Here is a 20,201-nt window from a genome sequence, read left to right as displayed (position 1 = left end):
ATTCCTATAATAAACTCACCCTGGAAGGGATATGCATCGTGTGTTGTATGCATTCCCTTCCAGGGTGATGAGTTTTTATAGCACAAGATATCTTGTCTAAGACTCGATCTCCCGTATGTAATACATATTGTTTTGATTTATAGGTTATAAGAATTGTATTTGAACTCTTATAGTTACTTTTTTCCTCAAATCCATTATATGTATAACCAGTAATAGGCTCCTGTGTTTTTTCTATATAGTTGCCGTATAAATGGCATAGATACAAAACAAGAGTTAAAACTAATCCTGCGCAAAAAATTGTCTTAAATAATGTTTTAATCTTCATATTTATAAAATTATTAAAATCCTTAAAAATCTTTTCTCCATTGTCTGCTTCTTTTTCAGCGGATGTTTTATATTGCATTAATTATTTGTTTTTAGGAGATATATCCTTGATAATGTTTATACCATAAAGACCTTTAACAAAATTGACACATACAGAATCACCTTGATTGATTTTTTTGAAAACTTTTGAATCATCCAGACGAAATGTTTCTTGGTTGTCTATAAATTTCAAGTTCACGTAGTATTTTGAAAGTCCCCAACTACGATAACCACCACGTCTTTGAATATATCTTTTACCAACAACATATGCGTCAAGATGGTACGTATGGGAACTGGTGAACCAATAATTTGTTGTATAGAACAAGACACACAAAACACCAGTAACCACTATTCCAAAGCAACATCCCAATACAACGTGAAGAAATATAGATTTTTTCTTAATCCCAAATTTAGCAAAGAATATGAGGATTGTTACTACTGGAATAATACCCCATATCCACATTGGGATACAAATGATGGTATGTGTAATAATACTGTGAATATAATCATATAACGTGGAGAATGTAATTATACAAATGGCATATGACAACCATCTGTATGTTTTCTTCTTCCAAATGCGTTTTATAAGTTTACCTAATCCCACCAAAAACACCATACTGTCGATTTTTTAAGTTGAGAAGAAAGGGATGTAAGATTGTTTCCTTGTAAAATATCCGCACTATATCCCAAATGTTCCTCTGCAATAGGCATTGTATCACCCATCACTGAACTGGGCAGATAATACTCAACAACATCATTTGAAATATATGCTGCACACGCACCATATTTCTCATACCAATATTTGGCTATTGCCATGTGTTCTTCAGCTTTCGGACATTCATTCCAGTCACCAAACGGAACATACGCAAATACTTTCCATGGTTCTTTCACGGGAACTTCAACAAGATAGAGATCCGTGCCTTCTTCAATTTCAAAATCATTGATAGGCTCAATATCCTCATCTGTACCAACAATATCATTCTTCCATTCTGCATCGCTGTATTCTTCCTTTACCTGTTCCATTCTTTCATGCAGGATAGAAGCTCCATCGTTTAAGTTTGATGCCAACATTTTAGATTGCCACTCCTGACGCTTGGTTTCATCATAACATTCAGAACTGTCATCAAGTGAGTCGAAAAAACAACTGTCTACAGCCAACAGAACTGGGCTAAAGCCTTCTTGCTTGCCTCTCTCGTAAGCATCAAGCCACAACTGCTTAATCTCTGGCGAAGGTACATCTACATGGGTAACTTTACAACCTTGAAGAAGCCACTCAATGGAAGGCAAAGGCGGTATATTGTCTTCACTCTCTACCTCCACTACTTTCATGTTCTTGTACGAAATCATGTAAAGGTTTACCAACTTGAAGAATCTCCATGCCAAGAAAGCACAAACAATTATAGGTGTATAGAATTGTCCGCCACTCATTATTCGAGCCACCAATAATCCAATACACAACACAAGCACAAGTCCCCAAACAATCAGTTGCTTGCGTAAAATACGACACACTCCCCGCCAGTCATTAGCTTCAATGAGAGCGTTCAAATCGTTGCCCATTTTGTTCTCAGCCTTTTTCTTCCATCTGTACGCCAAAGCGAAAACAATAACAACGGCAAGTATTACGATAAATAATGTCTGTTGCATAATCATTTTTTTCTGTATGTTTATTATAAAAATCTGCGTAAAAATATAATTAAGAATATCACAAAAAGAATAAAGCCACATCCCCATGCCCGATTTGACATTTCATTCTCAAAATTAGACAATTCTGATGTTTTCTTCGATTTACTACCTTCATAAAGGGTTCGGTAAGAAATCTTGCGATGCCTTACAAAGCGTAGCCATAGATAGCGTAAGCCTGTACCGATACGAAGAATAATAATATTACTCAAATAATATCTGAAAAGTTCTTCCATATTCAATAGAAACTCTGATTTTTTCTTATCCCCTGTTGATTCTTTCCACCAATTCTTCTGGTGTAAGTATCTCCATCTTGGAGAAACCAAACCACTTTTTGCCTAAGTCCTTAATGGATGCACCTATGTGATATACATCATCGTCTATACAAAGGAAGTGGTCTTCTATACGCTTGTCGGATTCTTGCAAGTGTTGCTGCATTTCCAATTGATGGTACTTCATAGTTGAAAGACGTTGGAAAACTTCTGCATTTGTCACCATGAAACGTCTTATTGCAACAAATGCATCCATAATACGTATGCTTATACGAATTGCGGTTTCACTTCTAATAACAGTGGAGAGCATAGCCACTCCCTGTTCTGTAAAAGCATATGAGCGAACTGTTGAGTGCTTCAAACTATTGAACCGGTCGCAATTTGCGACCAGTTCTCCTTTATCTTGATGTTCTATATTATCTGCCATATTGCTATCTTTATTTTTGAGATCACAAATTGTGACTTTGAACATTACCATATTTAACAGCATTCAAAGGTAGTGCTTTTAGCCTTTAAGCCACTATTGCACAACCCCTTTCTTTGAAAAGAACGTAAAATTAATAGTTTTATTGCTGTGATTGTAGTTTTATTAACATAAAGCTCTAAAGCAGCCAAAGGAGAACAAGAGCAAGGAAGCAGTGGAGACCAACAAGGACATCGAGCAGTTGTTGCTTTCCATCCAAAAGGCTTTCGATGTGCTTGTGGAAAAGAGAACGGACTTACCTGTTCTTACCATTCGTGACGACACTCGTTCGCCAGCCTCATTACACTGGAGACAGGTGTGCCGATGGAGACCATCTGCAAGATGCTCGGTCACAAGGATGTGAAGATGACACAGCGGTATGCGAGAGTGCCCCAAAAGAAAGCGCATCCTTCGTTTCACTTGTCACAACGTTGTTTTCTTTCATTTGCACGTCTCCTCAAAATAGTACTAAAAAATATAATCAATAAAATTATTACATGGATAGATGTAAATAATACCAAATAGAACCACCACGTAAACGCTGCTCCACCAGCCCCTTTATAGATCATTAAGTAGTACAAAGGAAATGAATAACCAACAAACACAATGGCATTTATTGAACATTTTTTGTGACTAATAAAAATCCATTCTATTAGTAGCAATATTATGCATATTAAAGAAATAGCATATAGGATTATATTATCATTCATATTTTAAATTATTTTATAAATCGTTTTGTATAGCTTTTAAATACATGTACTCACATATATAAACAAGCAATCCTAAGCCTATATATAAGAATCTCTCATAAGGCATAGATGAAACGCCCCACCAATTATATACAAAAAACAACAGAAATGCGATGCTTAATGTACCAAACAAGATTCTATTAAACTTATTACTACCATAGACCATAAATGTAAAGATATAACCTACAATATATAACATATCATTATAAATATACAATAAGCTTAGTGCTATATCAGTTTTACCTCTAAAAAACACATGGAATATATGTGATATAATAATGTATGCAACCAATCCTATTATTATAGAATATATTTTTTGTTGTTTCATATCTTATTCCTCTTATTTTTTCTTTTTGATAGTGTACTATCTACATTCATCCACAAACTTACCCTCGGGTCATGGTACCTCGCCCCATAGTAATACAATCCCGTCTCCTCATAGAATTCCTTCGCATTGAAAAGATAAGGTGTATTCCAGATGTTGTTGCGCTCCTCAACGAACACCTCCCCGAAAGGAACATACTCAATATGCTGCACTACCTCGCCGTCCACATAGTCGTTGTTGTCCTCGCCATTGTACGGCACTGAGGGGCGTAGGTGTAGAAGGTCTCAGCACCATTGCAATATTTCAAGTATGTGCGCTGCTCAAACTTGTCGTAGCCAATCCTGCTCACATAGTCGTAGCCGTAAGATTTATAGCCATGCACCTTCTCAAGCTGACCACCGAGGTTATAAGAATAAGTAATCTTCTCCTCGTCTGGATAAAACATCTCTAACCCGTAGTGCTTGGATTTTATATGGAAAAACTTTCAAAGATACAAGGGAAATTCCTCTGATAAGCCCTGATGAATTTTAAGGCGGTTTATAGCCTTGTTTTGTTGATACTTTCATATTTCTTCATTATCATAATTTGATAGGAACCAAGAATATTTATCTCCACCTGCTATAATACTAATTTGCTTGAGATTTTCTTTCTTTTCTTTTTCTGTTATTGAGCCAAAAATATCCTTTTGGTTCAACTTTTCTATTTCTATTAAAATGTCTAAGAATGAACTTTGATCTTTAGCCATATAGCTTATAATATAGGTTGGGTCTTCCCAGTCAAGTTCAACAATTTCACCTGTTTCCTTCAATATGGCAAAAGGAAAGGCTTCTGCCCATCCTACATAAATATACTTATCGTCTTCTAATGTATCTGTATCTTTATTAAAGGATACAGTTAATATTCTTAAATTCGTCAAATCATAATTAAATATTAAATCAATTATGGCATTATCTGCAGAGATACTTACATTAGTGCTCTTTTTTACAATTTGCAAATCATTAATATAAGCATCTATAAATTCATCCGAAAAATCAGTATTTTTCTTTATCTCTAATTTATTCGGCTTGATTTTAGATATTTCAGTAACAAAATTTATAGCTTTCATATTCTATATTCATTTTTCCAAAATCACAAATTGTGACTTTGAACATTACCATATTTAACAGCATTCAAAGGTAGTGCTATTAGCATTTAAGCCACTATTGCACAACCCCTTTCTTTGAAAAGAACGTAAAATTAATAGTTTTATTGCTGTGATTGTAGTTTTATTAACATAAAGCTCTAAAGCAGCCAAAGGAGAACAAGAGCAAGGAAGCCGTGGAGACCAACAAGGACATCGAGCAGTTGTTGCTTTCCATCCAAAAGGCTTTCGATGTGCTTTTGGAAAAGAGAATGGACTTACCTATTCCTACCATTCGTGACGACACTCGTTCGCCAGCCTCATTACACTGGAGGCAGGTGTGCCGATAAGCTTGAAGAATATACGGCAGTTTTGGGAAATAGAGCCAGCTTTATTGTATTAACAGACTCTGTTGGTAATGAGCCAGAGGATGAGACTGCAAAATTTTATGTGTTGAAAAAAGTAAAAAAATGCGACTTATAAAAAACGTTGATAGCAATTTTGCTACTCACGTTTTTTATAAGTCGTGACATATTACTTGATTATTTATTCAAAAATTCTAAACAAACCATACATTATAGACATAAAACCAACAACATATCCTTTAAGATAACTAATATAGGCTGTTGTAAAACTCGGTGGGAAATTACGCCTGTCTTTGTATGTGATATTTAGGAATGTAATACCAATGGATATTGCACAAATACTATCATATCTTTTAAATAAGATGGTTGTTATTCCTAAGCATATCATCAAAATTGAAAAAATCAAGTAAGTGCCATTTTTTATGGCACTTACCGACTTTTTGTGCTTAATAACAGAAATCATTATTGCAATTCCTGTTATAGACGCTAATATTCCCCAAAAATAAATATCGTTCATAATTATTACTTTTTGCAAATAGTACTATCGTTTTTGACTTCTTCTTGTTTCTTTTCAATTATCATATCTGTAATCCTTTCGGCTCCAGATAATTTTAAATTAGCTCCTTGCTTTAGGATTTCTGTTCCAAGTTCAAATCCTTTTTCACCTCTTCCTGTTGATTTTACAGGAGGTTTATATCCTTGTCTTGATGATACATACATATGTTCTTATTTTGGTGTTATAATAAAAAGAACGAAGATTGATAAAGTTTATTGCTTTGGATTACATCATTTTACAAATGAAAACACTATATGCTTGTGTCGGAAAGGTATATATTCATTAAACTCACCCTGGAAGGGATATGCATAGTGTGTTGTATGCATTCCCTTCCAGGGTGATTTTTTATGGTTCATCCAGAAATTCGATGATTTCTGCTACTTGTTGCCGGGTGTAGAAGTGGGAAAACTTGCCGGCGTAGCCCGAACAGAGGCTCTGCTTGAGCTCGGGACACCGGTTGATCCATCTCACCAGCCGGTTGAGCGCTACCCTGGGGGTAGCGGTGGGAAAGTAGAGCATGGCGAGCTCCGCCTTCCCGTAACTTCTGTCTTCTATCATAATTTGTTCTTTTTAGTCTGTTTTTGTCAGTTGCTTCTTTCTTCTGCCTGGTAGAATAAAATCTCTCCGAATCATAAGAAAATCCCTCCGAAAGATACGGAAATATCTCCGAAAGATAAAAAAATATCTCCGAAGCAGAATTTCCTAAAATGGGAGATCTCCGGGTGGAATATTCTCGCTGCCATCCATCTTCTGGTTGTTCTCTATCTCGTCAGGACGCATCTCTATCACCTTCCAGCCGTTGCCCGTCTTGCGGTGAATCTTCTTGAACCCCAGCGCCTCCATGAACATCGATATATCCTTGTTCGACATCGACTGGCGGAAGGCGGGGTTCGTACAGATGCGCTCCATCACATCACTCGCCGTAACAAACTTGCAGAACTCGGGCGGCGTATCGGCATCTGGAACACGGTAGAACTTGTTGATGCGCTCGGCTATGTAGTTGTTTACACGGAAATAAAGATTGTGGTGCTGTATCTCCTCGTTCTCCTCCTTCGTAAACCAGTAAACCCAGTTGCAGTGCTCACCCCTCCGGCGCTTCTCTATCACCTCCTGAGCCAGTGCCACAGCCTGGGAGTAGATGCCCTCGTAATTGAAGGGGAAGTCGATGGGACTCTTGATCTTCTCGATGCGCCAGATGAGGAAGCGGCGGTTCTCGTCATCATCGATGATATGAACCTCATTGCTCGTGGCACAGAACCCCGCATTGTTCTGCAAGATGCAGTCCCACTCGGCATAGGGGATTCGCATGCTGATGTTGCGCTTCGTGATGTTGCTCTTGAAGGAATCCAGATTCTTGCCGCGCAGACAGCTGAACTCATCGAGACATACTATCGCCTTGCTGGCACACATCTGCAGGAAATCCTTGTTCTTGTAGTCGCCCGTAGAATCGTTGGCGAAATACTTGCGCAGATGGGGCGGCAGGAGATGGTCGAAAAACGTGGTCTTGAAGATGCCGCCCTTGCCTACGAAAACCATGATAGACTGGTTGGTGACATCGGGCCGAACCCAGCAAACCACCATGTTGACCAGCCATTTCTTGAAGGCATAGGCAAAATCCTCCTCCGTATGGCGGTAACCGCCTGTCTGCATCACGGTTACCCGATGGGCTAATTCAGCGATATAGTCCGTCTTCCGGTCCCATTTCGGCAGACTCTTCAGATATTCCTCCATGGGGTTGTATTCGGGACTGAAGTTACTTCTGATTACCGTATCCAGCTTTTTCTGGGTGGTGCAGATGTTATCCAGTTCCATCTTCACGAACAGGGAATTGCTCACCCGGGTATCCACTTCGGTCCAGTCGAGATAGAGCTTCTCTCCGGTGTTGATGGCGCGCACTTCATACTGGTTGCTCAGCGTGTTGTGGTGCATTTCATATCGGGCTCCCAGCCATCCCAGCAGAGCTCTCATGCTGGTATAGCGTTTCTGCTCATCATCTCCCTGCTGTCTTATCTTCCAGGTTCCCAGCCGCTCGGTATGCTTGTAAATCTCTCGTGCCACCCGCTCGGTATCGGCATATTCGCCGCCAAACTTATCTGCCATGTGTTTCACAGCCTCCTCCTTTTCGGCTCCGAAACATAGGCAGAATGTGGCGTATCTCACTACGTAGCTGTTGTGATGATGCTCCTCAAACCGCTCCTCCCAGCTCTCCGCCAGTTTGTCTACATACTGCAGAATCTCTTCGGTGGTGAGCGTCTTGGGTGGCGCCTCGTCTTCCTGTTTGCGAGGGCTTTTCTTTCTGGTTTTTTCCGCCTCCGTCTGCCTTTTCCTGTTCTGTTCCTCCTGTTGCTTTGTGGCTTTTTCGAAGTTCTCCACCTCCTCCCGGGTGATGGCGAGAACCTCGGCATTCCAGTTGAAGTAAGCCTCGGGGTCGTAAGCCAGTCCGCAGCTTCTCACCATGTCCTGGCATTGCTTGTCGCTGCTGATACCTAGCAGCTTGTCGTACAGTTCCATGGCTTTCCTGATGGCGAGCAGGTGGAGTTCGGTCGCAGTGAGATTGCATCCTTCAGGGCGCATATATCTGAGCAGGATGCGGAATCCCTTGCCCGAGACGGTGATGTAGAAGATCATGGTGAAGCGCTGTTTCAGGGCTTTTTTCTTAAGCTCTGCGATGTCTTCGGGGGGCACATCGTCATAATCCAGCATCAGCCAGTAGGTTTCCTTCCTGAAGTCGGTCAGCTTCTTGGCATTACCCTTGAGCTGCACGCTGGGTGTGATGCAGGGCAGCCGGTGCTTGATGTCCTCTGCCGTTCTCTTGTCTACCTTCATCATCGCCCTGTAGCCTTCGGTATTGGCTTTTACCGGTGCCGAATGCATGATTGTGTACTCCAGCACCGCTCTGTTAGGGAGCGGGTTGCTGGCAGAGGAAAACAGGTTAGTGAAAAATGAGGGCAAGGCCTCTTTCTCCTCCATGACTTCCTGTTCTCTGTTGATTGCTTCTGTTGTTTTCTTTTTTGCCATATTTTTAAAATTTAAAGGGTTGTCAGTTTGATGAATTTCTCATAAATTTTAGCGGATTTCCTGGAAACCGAGTTGTATGGAAGTTTCTCTCTGAACAGTGCCCATTTTCTGTTTCTCTCTTCCCAATAATCAACTCCTTTCTCTTCCTCCCACCTGTCTACTTTTTCCTTGTAGATTTTCAGTTTGGATTGGTATCCTTCCTGATGTCTGTTCTCTATGTCTTTCTGCCTCAGGTAGCTTTTGATAGCCTCTTCCATGGCAAGGAGTTTTTCGGGAGTGAATGTTCCGTTCTCTATATCCATGCTAACGGTATTCCTGCCGCCCTCGATTTCTAACAGCTTTATTTGGTTTATACCTAACTTTTTGGCAAAGCCGAATTTTACGTTGCCTTCTTCTGCCAGTTCTTTTAAAAAACTGCCCATGTCTAATGTTTCTTTAATCTTTTGATTGTTCATGCTGCGAAATTACTACAAATTTGTGAATTGGGTGGTTGAGCGTCATGACGCTCAATTTTTGCAAACAATAACCTAGGTTAAAGTTTTTAACGCAGCAAATCGGTGCCCCTTTCTGGGGGTATTTTGAAGATGAAGATGATGTTTGGTTTTGTATTGCCTGTCGGAAAAAAAAGCTGAAAAATGACGAGGTGAAGGGTGAAGGGTATATTTTAAACTCTATATTATATTCTTTATTTTATGGATTTTGCGATTTTTGACCCTAGGGTCTTTTTTTCGGTTTTTACCCTTACCCTTCACGCGTATATATATAAAAGAGTTTTCAACCCTTCACCCTTCACCTTTTTGCTTAATATTTTGTGGGTCAGTGTGTTAAGGGTGAAGGGTGGTGAAGGGAGGTGAAGGGATAAGTAAAAAGACTTTCCACTCCTCAATGTAAAAAACAGCCCTAAAAATTTGGAAGTTACAAATATTCAGCGTATCTTTGCAGAAGAAAATAAAAACATAAAGCGTATGAAACAGGTAGAAGAAAGATACATCAGCTTGCTGACCGACTTCGGTTTCAAGCGAATTTTTGGAACAGCAATGAACAAGGATTTGCTCATTTGCTTCCTCAACAGCTTGTTTAATGGCAAACAGGTTGTGAAGGACGTATCGTATCTGAACCCGGAGCATGTGGGAGATGTCTATACCGACCGCAGAGCCATCTTTGATGTATATTGCGAGGGCGAAAACGGTGAGAAGTTCATCGTAGAAATGCAGAATGCCTACCAGACGTATTTCAAGGATCGTGCCCTTTTTTACTCCACTTTCCCGATTCGCGAACAGGCACCTAAGGGGAGTGAATGGGATTTCAAACTCAATCATGTTTATACCATAGCCCTGCTCAACTTCAGCATGAACGAGGATGCATTCGACAAGGAGAAAATCCGCCATCATGTGCAGTTGTGCGACACAGCTACCCACAAAGTATTTTACGACAAGCTCGAATATATCTATGTAGAGATTTCCAAGTTCAACAAACCCCTGGAAGAACTGGATACGCTCTACGAGAAGTGGCTCTATGCACTGAAGAATCTCTATAAGCTTACCCAACGCCCGAAAGAGCTGTGCGACAAGGTTTTCGACCGCCTCTTCGAGGAAGCCGAGATAGCCAAGTTTACTCCGCAGGAAATGAGGGAGTACGAGACCAGCAAGATGGCATATCGCGACATCAAGAATTCCGTAGACACTGCTAAGCGTGAAGGTATAGCTGAAGGTATGGAAAAGGGAATGAAGGAAGGCTTGGAAAAGGGTAGAGCTGAAGGTATGAACCAGCGAAGCCTTGATATTGCCAGGAACATGCTTGCTGATGGCGTTGACATCAATCTGATTATGAAGTATTCCGGTCTTACCCAGGAACAGATAGAAAAATTGAAATAAGATATTATCTTAGAGGTAACAGATAAGAATTCCCCCATCCTTCCATCAAAAGCAGGATGGGGGAATTTGCTTAATAGCTAAGAATATGCTGGCAATGGGACTTTCAGCCGAACAGGTTGCCAAGGCTACCCAGCTGCCTTTAGATATCATCATGAATCAGAACAACTCATAAAAAACAGAAAGCGGAGATGTAGATTACGAATATCACCATATAATCAAGGGTCTATACGCCACCTTTTCATCGTGGCATATAGACCACTCAACATTCAACAATCTCTAACATTATCGGAATTTCTATATTCTGTTTCCTGATTTTGGAAAAGTGTACGAGTTCGTACACAATCTTAACTGGACTCATATTAGGCGACGGTTATCTGAAAATAAAAAAGAGGGTGAGTCATCTGGTTATGACACACCCTCTTTTTGGCTTTTTATTTCTTTTTCTTCTTCTTCTTCTTTTTGATGCCGAAGAAATCGCGGAGGCCGTTGAAGTCTTTCTTCATGATGAGACCGAGACCCTGCGTGTTCAGACTGTTGCGCGTAAAATAGCGGTCGTTGGTCTGATTGTACATGCGTATGGCGAGGTTGCCGTTAGGGAAGATGAGGTAGCGGAGGTCAAAATCACCGATGAAACTCTGCGTGGCATTCGGATTGTCGCGATAACCGAACTGGCCATTGAAGAGTAACCGGTTGTTGAGCAGCTTGCCGCTCAGAATGCCCTCATATTCGGCATTGTTGAAACCTTCATCGCCCGTAGATATGTTGGCACCGAAATTCCAGTTGTTGCTCTTCACCACGTTGGAAAGTACGGTGTTCAGCTGCTGCGAGATGGTGCCGCTCAGCAGGCTCTGCATCGCCAGCGAAGTCTGACTCTGCTGTTCGCCATCCTCGCTCACCTGGTTGTTGTTGGTCTGGGCGTAGAACCTGCCGATGCCCAGAAGATAGAGCACCTGCTGGTTCATCTCTTCCTGCGAATTGATGATAGAGTAGATCATCTGCTTCGCATCGCTGTTAACCGTTGGCAGGTCCATCGAGAAATCTACCTTAGGCGATTGAGGCGTGCCGGTGATGTCCATCAGGCAGTCTACGCGGATGTTGTTGCCCGAGAACGAACGGCCTATGCGCAGGTCACTCAGCGGCACTCCGTTTACGGTATATTTAGCCCGCAGGTTGAGTGGGGCGTTGTATGGGTTGCCACCGAAGGCGATGGTGCCGCCCGGCATAAACTCGAACTCCTTCTTGATGAGATTCTGGATGGTGAGCTTGTAGGTGCCGTGGTCTACCACATAGTTGCCAAACATGTCGAACGAGCCCTTGTTGAAGTAGTTGGCGCGAATTACGCCATCTCCGTTCAGGGTGATGTAATCGCCCGACTGCTCGTCCATAATCAGCTTGAGCGTGAGGTTCTGGTTGGTGTTTACGAGGAAGTTGATGCGCATATCCGATTCGAAATCGATGTCATCCTCTCTCTGTTTCGTGGTTGGAGCCCCGTTCAGGCTGTCCATGATATCCGGCACAATCTCGTGCCAGTGGATAAAGCTCTTGTCGCTGATGGCGTCCGGGCTTGCCACATTATATACAAAGATGCTGCCCGGTTCGGGCTCGGCGTTGATATCGATGACGGTTTCGCCGCTCTTGCCGTGGATGCCTACCTCGCCCGTGGCATAGATGGTGCCATAGAAGGTGTTGTCGCCAAACTCGCGGGTATCGAAGCCCAGGAAGTTGTGCGCCTTGATATCGAGGTCGTAGCTCAGCCTTGTGAGGTGCTTGTGGTGGATGCCTCCGCTCAGGATGGCTATGTTGCGGTTGCGGTCGAAGATGGTATCATTCTCTATGAGGATATCATCTGGGATAGCGTGGGCACGGAGCGCATCGAAGGTATAATCGGTGTTGAGCTGCTTGAGGTGCACCTTGCCATGAGCGGTAATATCGCCTACGAGATTGACGCTTTTCAAATCGCCCACCACATTGAGATGACCATCGCCCCAGGCTTCTACCTGGTTCATGAAACTGCCGCAGAAATTCTCGAGGAATTTCATGCTGGTGCCCTGGGCATCGATACCCAGGTCGATATAGTTGCGCTTAGGCGAGACGTATCCGTTGATGAGCGTCTGATGCTCCGGACCATCGTCGGCAACTGCATGAATATCAATCTGTTCGAGCTCCTTGTTGAAGTTGACACCAGCATGGAGTACACCGAGCGGTCCGTTTTCGAAGGTAAACTCCTTCACGTCTAGCTGGGCGTAGGCATCAGGGTCGTTGAAGAGGCTCTTGATGATAGCCTTGCCCGAAGCCTTGCCGGTGAAATCTACCGAATGGAAATTGATGAGGTTCAGCACGTATGCCACATCCACATCCTTCAGGTCGGCTACGATAGAATCGGTCTTCTCGGGTGTGGCAAGACCGGAAACGATGACGTGCTGCTGGTCGTGGCTCACGGCGAAATGGTCTACCAGCAGGCGCTTCTTGCTGTAGATGATGTCGGCAGGATGAACCTTCCACGGTGTGCCGTCGATTCTGATTTCAGACGGGTGTATGGTTACGTGGGCGGTAGAAACATGATCTTCGTTCTTGAAGAACTGCGCCCTCGTATCAATGATGCCCTGGATAGGGAGCTTTGCCGAATGGTTGTTGTAGAAGAGCTTGGCGAAGAGCTGGTTGTCGGCAGCGGCTGCCTTTACGTGGATGCCCGGTCCGTTATCTCCCCATTTGCCCTGTCTGATCTGCGCATCTACCTTGAGCGAATCGTTGATGGTGTGCAGGCGCACTTTGGCTCCATGATAGTCTTTGCCGCCATAGTTGAAGCCAGGTACGCTGGCATAGATGTTGACGGTTTTCTCGGCATCGTTCATGAATCCATCGGCAAAGACGGGCTGCTCTATCTTCAGCGGAATGCCCAGCATGCGCTGCAGTATCTCGGTAGAGGTGATTTCTGCCTGGAAGGTGAAATGGTTCTTCGCACTCCTGTCTACCTTGCCGATGCCCGGAAGGGTAGGCAGTTTGCTGGCTACCAGGTTGGTGAAGCTCTTGGTGAGGGTAGCGTAATCGTACTCTCCGTTAACATGGATGCTGGCGAACGGGGCTTCAAGGTCGAAATAGCTGTCCTTGCCCTGGTTCTTGGCGCTTACGGTGATGTCATCGAGACTGTAGGTCTTGTCGGCTACCTTCAGTCCCAGGATGGTTGGCAGCAGATGCTGTACATGGGCAGTAGCTGCATACTGTTTGCGCGGGATGGAGTAGGAGCCTTCTACCTGGATGTTGGCGTTAGGGTCGGCGATGGATGCGAGTCCCTCGAGCAATCCCCGGTTATAGCTGCCGTCTATCTGAATGTTGCGGTAGCTGTACTTGTTGAAATCGAAGCGCGGAATGCTGCCCTTGGCATAGAAATGCTGCTTGTTGCCGTGAGCCGAAAGCGATGCTGCCAGGATGCCGAACTGCCCGTTGTCGAGGATTCGGCCCAGGTTGATGCCCTGGGTGTTGATGCTAGCCTTGAGCTCGGAGCCAGCTTTTTCGGCCTTGATGGCTACTTCGCCCACGCCGGTCTTCAGCTGGCCGCGGGTGCCTGCCTTCTTGCCAGCACCATATACTTCACCTATATAATATATGTCGCCCAGGCGCAGCACTTCTTTCGGAATGCTGATGCGTTTGCCCAGATTTCTGGAAACCTCTCCGATGCCATCGCCTGTTATCTTGAGGGCTGAGATATTTGCCTTCCAGCGCAGAAGGCGGTCCCAATCGCTCACACGGCCGTTAGCCCTGAGCATCAGACTGCCGCTCTGAGTCTTGAATTCGAGGTTATGGATGCGGGCAGATGTACTGGTGCCCGAAAACTGGAGATGAAGCTGCAGGGCATCCTTGAACTTGCGGAGTTCAGGCACGAAGCAAGCAATATCGGCAAGCGTGATGACGGATGGCTTGATGCCGCCCTGAAACTGGAGTGTAGGCTTTACGATATGCTTGTTCTCGATGCGGTAGGTAGCGCGCAGGTCATCAAACTGCAATTGCGAATGAGGGAGCTCGATGCTGAAGTCTCTGAGCAGGGCTTGCTGCTGGTCGGCATCGAGTTTGAATCTCAGATTTCTGAGTTGAAGTCCTGATTTATCTTTCAGTGCTATCTTCTTGACAGCCAAATGGATATCCTTGTCTGTGAGATGGCCCAGAATAATGTGGGCAGAGAGGTCGGTGATGCCTAGATGCTGCGGCGAAAAGACGCCCGGCTCAGGCGCAATATCGCGCTGGTTGTAGGCAACGGCACCATGCCGGATAATCAGGCTTCCGATGTGCAGGTCGAGCGGAGTATGGCGGGTGGTATCTTTCGAAGCCAGCGAATCGAGCACGAACTGGATGTTCATCGGGCTCTTGGCATCCTGCTTGTAGATGTTGGCATTGAGTCCGAAGAGCTGGGCAGATGAAACCGAAATCTTGCCATCCTTCAAAGGCAGGAAATCGAGCTTTGCCGATACGCGCGAAGCACAGATCATGCTGTCGCCCTTCTGGTCGAGCATCATCACGTCATCTATGATAATGCGGTTGAAGAAGCCCAGATTCACCTTTCCGATACTTACCTGAGTGCCGAATTTCTGAGCCAGCGCACCGGCTACTTCAGAGCCGATGAAGGCCTGTACTGGTGGCACGTGCAACAGTACGACAAGCAAGAAATAGACAGCAGCCAGCGTCCATATAATGCTATTGATGATATGTTTTAAATGTTTCAGAGTTGCTTTCTCTAGTTTACAAAAATGTTACTAATTTGAATTTTGCGACAAAATTACTGAAAAATCGGCATAAAATCGAATAATTCACACAATTTTTCTTTTTTATATCACTTTTTTTCACTATTTTTGCAGCACGTTAGAAGTTTCAGCATAGAAGAAGATAAAATATATGTTTTATGGCAGATGGTCAGTATAGCGTCTTGATGAGGGCGCTGACGCATATATCTTGAAGTGATTAGTAAATTTATATTTAATATTTTTTTAATGTAGTTATGGCAAATGTAATTAAGTTACGTAAAGGCTTGGACATTAACCTTACGGGTAAGGCTTCCAAGGATGTAACGCTCCAGGTGGCTCAGGCTGGCGAGTATGCGCTGGTTCCTGCGGCTTTCGTGGGTGTGACTCCTAAGGTAGTGGTACGCGAGGGCGAGCATGTCAATGCCGGAGATGCCTTGTTTGTGAACAAGGCTTGCCCGGAGGTGAAGTTTGCCTCGCCAGTGAGCGGAGAAGTAACCGCCATTGAGAGAGGTGAGCGCCGAAAGGTGCTCTGCGTGAAGGTGAAGGCCGACGCAGTACAGACCTCTACGGATTTTGGTAAGAAAAACGTTGATGCGTTAGACGGTGAGGCTGTCAAGCAGGCGCTGCTTGAGGCTGGTCTCTTCGGATACATCAACCAGTTGCCTTATGCTGTGTCCACAACTCCCGACACCAAGCCTAAGGCAATTTTCGTTTCTGCCCTCCGCGACATGCCGCTCGCAGCCGACTTTGAGGTAGAACTCAAAGGCAACGAAGAGGCTTTCCAGACGGGTTTGACAGCCTTGAGCAAGATTGCGAAAACTTATCTTGGTGTTGGCGTTGACCAGCACAGCAATGCGCTCGGCGGGGCTAAGAACGTAGAACTCAATGTGTTCGACGGTCCTTGCCCGGCAGGTAATGTAGGCGTACAGGTGAACAACATCGACCCGGTAAACAAGGGCGAGGTGGTTTGGACAGTAGATCCAGCATCGGTTATCTTCTTCGGAAGACTCTTCCTGACAGGTAAGGTTGATTTGCACAAGACTGTAGCTGTGGCTGGTAGTGAAATCAAGACTCCTGGCTATGCTGAAGTATTGGTAGGTACACCTTTAAGCAGTTTTGTAGCCAATCAGCTGAAAGCTGCTGACCATGTGAGACTTATCAATGGTAATCCTCTTACCGGTGTAAAGACGACCACAGCCGATTTCGTAGGTGGTCATACATCAGAGATTACAGCCATCCCAGAGGGTGATGACAACGACGAGATGCTGGGTTGGATTCTTCCACGTACCGATCAGTTCTCTACATCGCGTTCATATCTCTCCTGGCTCTTCGGCAAGAAGAAGGAGTATAATCTCGATGCCCGCGTGAAGGGTGGCGAGCGCCACATGATCATGAGCGGCGAGTATGACAAGGTGCTCCCGATGGACATCTATGGTGAGTATCTCATCAAGGCAATCATCGCCGGCGATATCGACAAGCAGGAGCAGCTCGGTATCTACGAGGTAAGTCCTGAAGATTTTGCTGTGGCTGAGTTCGTGGATTCATCTAAGCTCGAATTGCAGAAGATTGTACGCGAGGGCTTGGATACCCTGCGCAAGGAGAACGCTTAGTTTTTAGTACTGTTAATTATTAAAATAATGAGTGCATTAAGAAATTATCTCAATAAGATAAAGCCTAACTTCCAGAAGGGAGGTAAGCTGCATGCCTTCGAGAGCGTGTTTGACGGTTTTGAGAGCTTCCTGTACGTGCCTAATACGACAGCGAAGAGCGGAGCCAGCATCCACGATTCCATCGACTCGAAGCGCATCATGAGCTTTGTGGTAATCGCCCTGATTCCTGCTTTGCTCTTCGGTATGTATAATGTGGGATACCAGAATTTCAAGGCTGCAGGTACACTGGATACTGCCAGCTTCATCGAGGTCTTCGGCTTCGGATTCCTGGCTGTCCTCCCTAAGTTGCTGGTTAGCTACATCGTGGGTCTCGGCATCGAGTTTGCCTGGGCTCAGTGGAAGCACGAGGAAATCCAGGAGGGTTACCTCGTCAGCGGTATCATCATCCCATTGATCATTCCTATCTCTACACCGTTGTGGATGCTCGCCCTGGCGTGCGCCTTCGCAGTCATCTTCTGCAAGGAGATCTTCGGTGGTACCGGTATGAACATCTTCAATGTGGCTGTGGGTGCCCGTATGTTCCTCTTCTTCTCATATCCATTGGCTATGAGTGGTGATAAGGTCTGGGTGGCTAAGGATGCTATCTTCGGTCTGGGTAACACCCTGCCTGATGGCTTCACTGCTGCTACTCCTCTCGGTCAGCTGGCTCAGGGCAGCATGCCTTCAGCTAGTCTCTGCGATTCTATCATCGGTTTCATTCCTGGCTGTATCGGTGAGACTTCAGTCATCGCCATTGCCATCGGTGCCATCATCCTTCTCTGGACAGGCATCGCATCATGGAAGACCATGGGCAGCGTATTCGCAGGCGGCATCGTGATGGCGCTTATCTTCCAGGCTCTCGGCATGACACCTATCGCCTGGTATGAGCACATCATTCTCGGTGGTTTCTGCTTCGGTGCCGTATTCATGGCTACCGACCCTGTAACCTCAGCCCGTACTGAGAAGGGTAAGTACTTCTACGGATTCTTCATCGGTGCCATCGCCGTTATCGTACGTGTGATGAACCCAGGTTATCCAGAGGGTATGATGCTCGCTATCTTCTTTGGCAACATGTTTGCTCCACTCATCGACTACTGTGTAGTTCAGGGCAACATCTCACGCCGTGCTAAACGTGCTATTAAATAATGTAGGAGGAATGTAGATATGAAGACAAATTCAAATAGCTATACTATTATCTATTCGGTTATCATCGTGGTAATCGTGGCATTCCTGCTCGCGTTCGTGTCTTCTTCGCTGAAGGCAACACAGGATGCCAACGTGGCTCTTGATACTCAGAAGCAGATTCTCAACTCGCTGAACCTGCGCGACCTTGACAACGCTACTGCGGCTGCCAAATATAAAGAGGTGGTGAAGGACGAGAAGGAGAAGGACGGCATGAAGTATTACGAGTGCGAGATTGATGGTCAGAAGAAGACCGTTTACTCTGTAAAGGGTATGGGTCTCTGGGGCGGCATTTCAGGCTTCATCGCCGTGGATGCCGACAACAACACCATCTATGGCGTATATTTCAACCACGAAGGCGAGACTGCCGGACTTGGTGCTGAAATCAAGGACAACCTGAAGTGGCAGCAGAAGTTCCAGGGCAAGAAGATTCACAAGGATGGAGTAGAGGGCATCGCTCTGGGCGTTGAGAAAGACGCTCCTGCCGGCGACCCTAACAATGTAGATGCCGTTACCGGTGCTACATTGACATCCGATGGTGTGGATGCAATGCTCAAGGAAGGTCTTGCTAAATTCATTAAATAATTAAGCGAAATTATGGCATTATTTAGTAAACAAAATAAGGAGGCATTCATCAAGCCACTGAACGGTGACAACCCTATCCTCGTTCAGGTGCTTGGTATCTGTAGTGCCCTGGCTGTTACTTCCCAGCTGAAGCCAGCCATTGTGATGGGACTTGCCGTTACTATCATCACGGCATTCTCTAACGTGATTATTTCCATCATCCGCAACACCATCCCTCAGCGCATCCGTATCATCGTCCAGTTGGTGGTAGTTGCTGCCCTGGTTACCATCGTGAGCCAGGTGCTGAAGGCTTTCGCCTACGACGTGAGCGTGCAGCTCTCCGTGTATGTGGGTCTGATCATCACTAACTGTATTCTGATGGGTCGCTTGGAGGCGTTCGCCATGATGAACAAGCCTTGGCCTTCATTCCTCGATGGTGTAGGTAATGGTTTGGGTTACGCCCTCATCCTCGTGATTGTGGGTGCTGTTCGTGAGTTTCTGGGCCGCGGCTCATTGCTCGGTTTCCAGCTGATACCGGAGGGAGCTTACAACTTCGGATATGTTAACAACGGTATGATGACCATGCCAGCCATGGCATTGATTCTCGTTGGATGTGTAATCTGGGTACATCGTGCCTATATTTATAAGGAGGAGAAGTAAGATGGAGCACGCAATAAGTTTGTTTTTCCGTTCGATTTTCGTCGATAACATGATCTTCGCCTACTTCCTGGGTATGTGTTCATACTTGGCAGTATCCAAGAACGTGAAGACCTCTTTGGGCCTGGGCTTGGCAGTAACCTTCGTGTTGCTCATCACCGTGCCTGTAGATTACCTGTTGCAGACCAAGGTGCTCAGCGCCGATGGCATTCTGGGTGTTGACCTCACTTACCTGAGCTTCATCCTCTTCATCGCCGTCATCGCCGGTATCGTGCAGCTGGTAGAGATGATTGTAGAGAAGTTCTCACCATCGCTCTATGCAGCGCTGGGTATCTTCTTGCCATTGATTGCCGTAAACTGTGCCATCATGGGTGCATCGCTCTTCATGCAGCAGCGCATCCTGATGGAGCCTACCAATACTCAGGCTATCACCTCTGTATGGGATAGCATCGTTTATGCCGTAGGTTCCGGTCTGGGTTGGACTCTCGCCATCGTTCTGATGGGAGCCATCCGCGAGAAGATGCAGTATTGCGACGTGCCAAAGCCATTGCAGGGACTCGGCATCACATTTATCACAGTAGGCCTCATGGCAATGGCTATGCTTTGCTTCTCAGGCTTGAAAATCTAAAAT

General features: G+C 45.0%; 18 protein-coding genes and 1 pseudogene. 7 read left to right on the top strand and 12 right to left on the bottom strand.

Annotation, left to right across the window (positions count from 1 at the left end; translation table 11 throughout):
* Positions 1–4 precede the first annotated feature (4 nt).
* From KUA48_RS02600 to KUA48_RS02590, 3 genes are all read right to left on the bottom strand, one after another.
* On the bottom strand, positions 5–403 hold the full coding sequence (locus tag KUA48_RS02600; RefSeq protein ID WP_218433161.1) for a hypothetical protein: 399 nt from the start codon (positions 401–403) through the stop codon (positions 5–7).
* A 554-nt stretch (positions 404–957) separates the two neighbouring features.
* A complete protein-coding gene (locus KUA48_RS02595; RefSeq protein ID WP_218433163.1) occupies positions 958–2,007 on the bottom strand; it encodes a DUF4253 domain-containing protein in 1,050 nt (349 codons plus the stop codon).
* Positions 2,008–2,304: 297 nt separating this feature from the next.
* On the bottom strand, positions 2,305–2,742 hold the full coding sequence (locus tag KUA48_RS02590; RefSeq protein ID WP_218433164.1) for an ORF6N domain-containing protein: 438 nt from the start codon (positions 2,740–2,742) through the stop codon (positions 2,305–2,307).
* A gap of 315 nt (positions 2,743–3,057) precedes the next feature.
* Here KUA48_RS02590 and KUA48_RS02585 point away from each other — a divergent pair.
* Positions 3,058–3,180: pseudogene (locus tag KUA48_RS02585) on the top strand (tyrosine-type recombinase/integrase); the annotation flags it as partial.
* A 671-nt stretch (positions 3,181–3,851) separates the two neighbouring features.
* Here the strand turns inward: KUA48_RS02585 and KUA48_RS02580 are convergent.
* The 8 genes from KUA48_RS02580 to KUA48_RS02545 all read right to left on the bottom strand — a co-directional run bounded on the left by KUA48_RS02580 (position 3,852) and on the right by KUA48_RS02545 (position 9,366).
* Positions 3,852–4,064, bottom strand: coding sequence for an RHS repeat domain-containing protein (locus KUA48_RS02580; RefSeq protein WP_371833713.1), 213 nt, complete (start codon positions 4,062–4,064; stop codon positions 3,852–3,854).
* Positions 4,064–4,297 carry a hypothetical protein gene (locus KUA48_RS02575; RefSeq protein ID WP_153073882.1) on the bottom strand — a complete coding sequence of 78 codons (234 nt, stop codon included), beginning with the start codon at positions 4,295–4,297 and terminating at the stop codon, positions 4,064–4,066. The genes KUA48_RS02580 and KUA48_RS02575 overlap by 1 nt, the downstream gene beginning before the upstream one ends.
* Positions 4,298–4,414: 117 nt before the next feature.
* On the bottom strand, positions 4,415–4,957 hold the full coding sequence (locus KUA48_RS02570) for a hypothetical protein (protein WP_153073883.1): 543 nt from the start codon (positions 4,955–4,957) through the stop codon (positions 4,415–4,417).
* Positions 4,958–5,518: 561 nt separating this feature from the next.
* Positions 5,519–5,854 (bottom strand): hypothetical protein, encoded by a 336-nt coding sequence (locus KUA48_RS02565; protein ID WP_153112995.1) that lies wholly within the window; start codon positions 5,852–5,854, stop codon positions 5,519–5,521.
* A gap of 5 nt (positions 5,855–5,859) precedes the next feature.
* Positions 5,860–6,057: a hypothetical protein gene (locus KUA48_RS02560; protein WP_153073886.1), complete on the bottom strand. Its 198-nt coding sequence runs from the start codon at positions 6,055–6,057 to the stop codon at positions 5,860–5,862.
* Positions 6,058–6,238: 181 nt separating this feature from the next.
* Positions 6,239–6,451, bottom strand: coding sequence for a DUF4248 domain-containing protein (locus tag KUA48_RS02555; RefSeq protein WP_006846744.1), 213 nt, complete (start codon positions 6,449–6,451; stop codon positions 6,239–6,241).
* 144 nt (positions 6,452–6,595) lie between these two features.
* Positions 6,596–8,911, bottom strand: a complete 2,316-nt coding sequence (locus KUA48_RS02550) for a BT4734/BF3469 family protein (protein WP_369503317.1) — start codon at positions 8,909–8,911, stop codon at positions 6,596–6,598.
* Positions 8,912–8,922: 11 nt separating this feature from the next.
* Positions 8,923–9,366, bottom strand: a complete 444-nt coding sequence (locus KUA48_RS02545) for a hypothetical protein (protein ID WP_153073529.1) — start codon at positions 9,364–9,366, stop codon at positions 8,923–8,925.
* Positions 9,367–9,876: 510 nt separating this feature from the next.
* On the opposite strand from KUA48_RS02545, the gene KUA48_RS02540 reads away from it, so the two are divergent.
* Positions 9,877–10,785, top strand: a complete 909-nt coding sequence (locus tag KUA48_RS02540) for an Rpn family recombination-promoting nuclease/putative transposase (protein WP_153073530.1) — start codon at positions 9,877–9,879, stop codon at positions 10,783–10,785.
* 431 nt (positions 10,786–11,216) lie between these two features.
* On the opposite strand, the gene KUA48_RS02535 is transcribed toward KUA48_RS02540, so the two are convergent.
* Entirely contained in the window at positions 11,217–15,419 is a 4,203-nt protein-coding gene (locus KUA48_RS02535; protein WP_218433539.1) for a translocation/assembly module TamB domain-containing protein, read from the bottom strand.
* 353 nt (positions 15,420–15,772) lie between these two features.
* Here KUA48_RS02535 and KUA48_RS02530 point away from each other — a divergent pair, with 353 nt between their 5' ends.
* From KUA48_RS02530 to nqrE, 5 genes are read left to right on the top strand one after another with little or no spacing between them, the layout of a single operon-like run.
* A complete protein-coding gene (locus KUA48_RS02530) occupies positions 15,773–17,128 on the top strand; it encodes a Na(+)-translocating NADH-quinone reductase subunit A (RefSeq protein WP_153080628.1) in 1,356 nt (451 codons plus the stop codon).
* A gap of 27 nt (positions 17,129–17,155) precedes the next feature.
* On the top strand, positions 17,156–18,313 hold the full coding sequence (locus KUA48_RS02525) for an NADH:ubiquinone reductase (Na(+)-transporting) subunit B (protein ID WP_153073531.1): 1,158 nt from the start codon (positions 17,156–17,158) through the stop codon (positions 18,311–18,313).
* 18 nt (positions 18,314–18,331) lie between these two features.
* Positions 18,332–18,934, top strand: a complete 603-nt coding sequence (locus KUA48_RS02520; protein ID WP_089542478.1) for an FMN-binding protein — start codon at positions 18,332–18,334, stop codon at positions 18,932–18,934.
* A gap of 12 nt (positions 18,935–18,946) precedes the next feature.
* Positions 18,947–19,573 carry an NADH:ubiquinone reductase (Na(+)-transporting) subunit D gene (locus KUA48_RS02515; RefSeq protein ID WP_006848995.1) on the top strand — a complete coding sequence of 209 codons (627 nt, stop codon included), beginning with the start codon at positions 18,947–18,949 and terminating at the stop codon, positions 19,571–19,573.
* 1 nt (position 19,574) lies between these two features.
* Positions 19,575–20,198 (top strand): NADH:ubiquinone reductase (Na(+)-transporting) subunit E, encoded by a 624-nt coding sequence (nqrE, locus tag KUA48_RS02510; RefSeq protein WP_006848996.1) that lies wholly within the window; start codon positions 19,575–19,577, stop codon positions 20,196–20,198.
* Positions 20,199–20,201: the final 3 nt, after the last annotated feature.

Source organism: Segatella copri (assembly GCF_019249795.2).
Lineage (GTDB): Bacteria > Bacteroidota > Bacteroidia > Bacteroidales > Bacteroidaceae > Prevotella > Prevotella copri_B.
This window is presented reverse-complemented; position numbering and strand designations above follow the sequence as displayed.

What these genes read in the sequence shown, in the direction of transcription:
- KUA48_RS02595 (WP_218433163.1), bottom strand. Translation starts at nt 2,007, where the DNA reads ATGCAACAGACATTATTTATCGTAATACTTGCCGTTGTTATTGTTTTC.
- KUA48_RS02515 (WP_006848995.1), top strand. Translation starts at nt 18,947, where the DNA reads ATGGCATTATTTAGTAAACAAAATAAGGAGGCATTCATCAAGCCACTG.
- KUA48_RS02600 (WP_218433161.1), bottom strand. Translation starts at nt 403, where the DNA reads ATGCAATATAAAACATCCGCTGAAAAAGAAGCAGACAATGGAGAAAAG.
- KUA48_RS02575 (WP_153073882.1), bottom strand. Translation starts at nt 4,297, where the DNA reads ATGTTTTATCCAGACGAGGAGAAGATTACTTATTCTTATAACCTCGGT.
- KUA48_RS02565 (WP_153112995.1), bottom strand. Translation starts at nt 5,854, where the DNA reads ATGAACGATATTTATTTTTGGGGAATATTAGCGTCTATAACAGGAATT.
- KUA48_RS02545 (WP_153073529.1), bottom strand. Translation starts at nt 9,366, where the DNA reads ATGAACAATCAAAAGATTAAAGAAACATTAGACATGGGCAGTTTTTTA.
- KUA48_RS02525 (WP_153073531.1), top strand. Translation starts at nt 17,156, where the DNA reads ATGAGTGCATTAAGAAATTATCTCAATAAGATAAAGCCTAACTTCCAG.
- KUA48_RS02540 (WP_153073530.1), top strand. Translation starts at nt 9,877, where the DNA reads ATGAAACAGGTAGAAGAAAGATACATCAGCTTGCTGACCGACTTCGGT.
- nqrE (WP_006848996.1), top strand. Translation starts at nt 19,575, where the DNA reads ATGGAGCACGCAATAAGTTTGTTTTTCCGTTCGATTTTCGTCGATAAC.
- KUA48_RS02520 (WP_089542478.1), top strand. Translation starts at nt 18,332, where the DNA reads ATGAAGACAAATTCAAATAGCTATACTATTATCTATTCGGTTATCATC.
- KUA48_RS02570 (WP_153073883.1), bottom strand. Translation starts at nt 4,957, where the DNA reads ATGAAAGCTATAAATTTTGTTACTGAAATATCTAAAATCAAGCCGAAT.
- KUA48_RS02530 (WP_153080628.1), top strand. Translation starts at nt 15,773, where the DNA reads ATGGCAAATGTAATTAAGTTACGTAAAGGCTTGGACATTAACCTTACG.
- KUA48_RS02555 (WP_006846744.1), bottom strand. Translation starts at nt 6,451, where the DNA reads ATGATAGAAGACAGAAGTTACGGGAAGGCGGAGCTCGCCATGCTCTAC.
- KUA48_RS02550 (WP_369503317.1), bottom strand. Translation starts at nt 8,911, where the DNA reads ATGGCAAAAAAGAAAACAACAGAAGCAATCAACAGAGAACAGGAAGTC.
- KUA48_RS02590 (WP_218433164.1), bottom strand. Translation starts at nt 2,742, where the DNA reads ATGGCAGATAATATAGAACATCAAGATAAAGGAGAACTGGTCGCAAAT.
- KUA48_RS02560 (WP_153073886.1), bottom strand. Translation starts at nt 6,057, where the DNA reads ATGTATGTATCATCAAGACAAGGATATAAACCTCCTGTAAAATCAACA.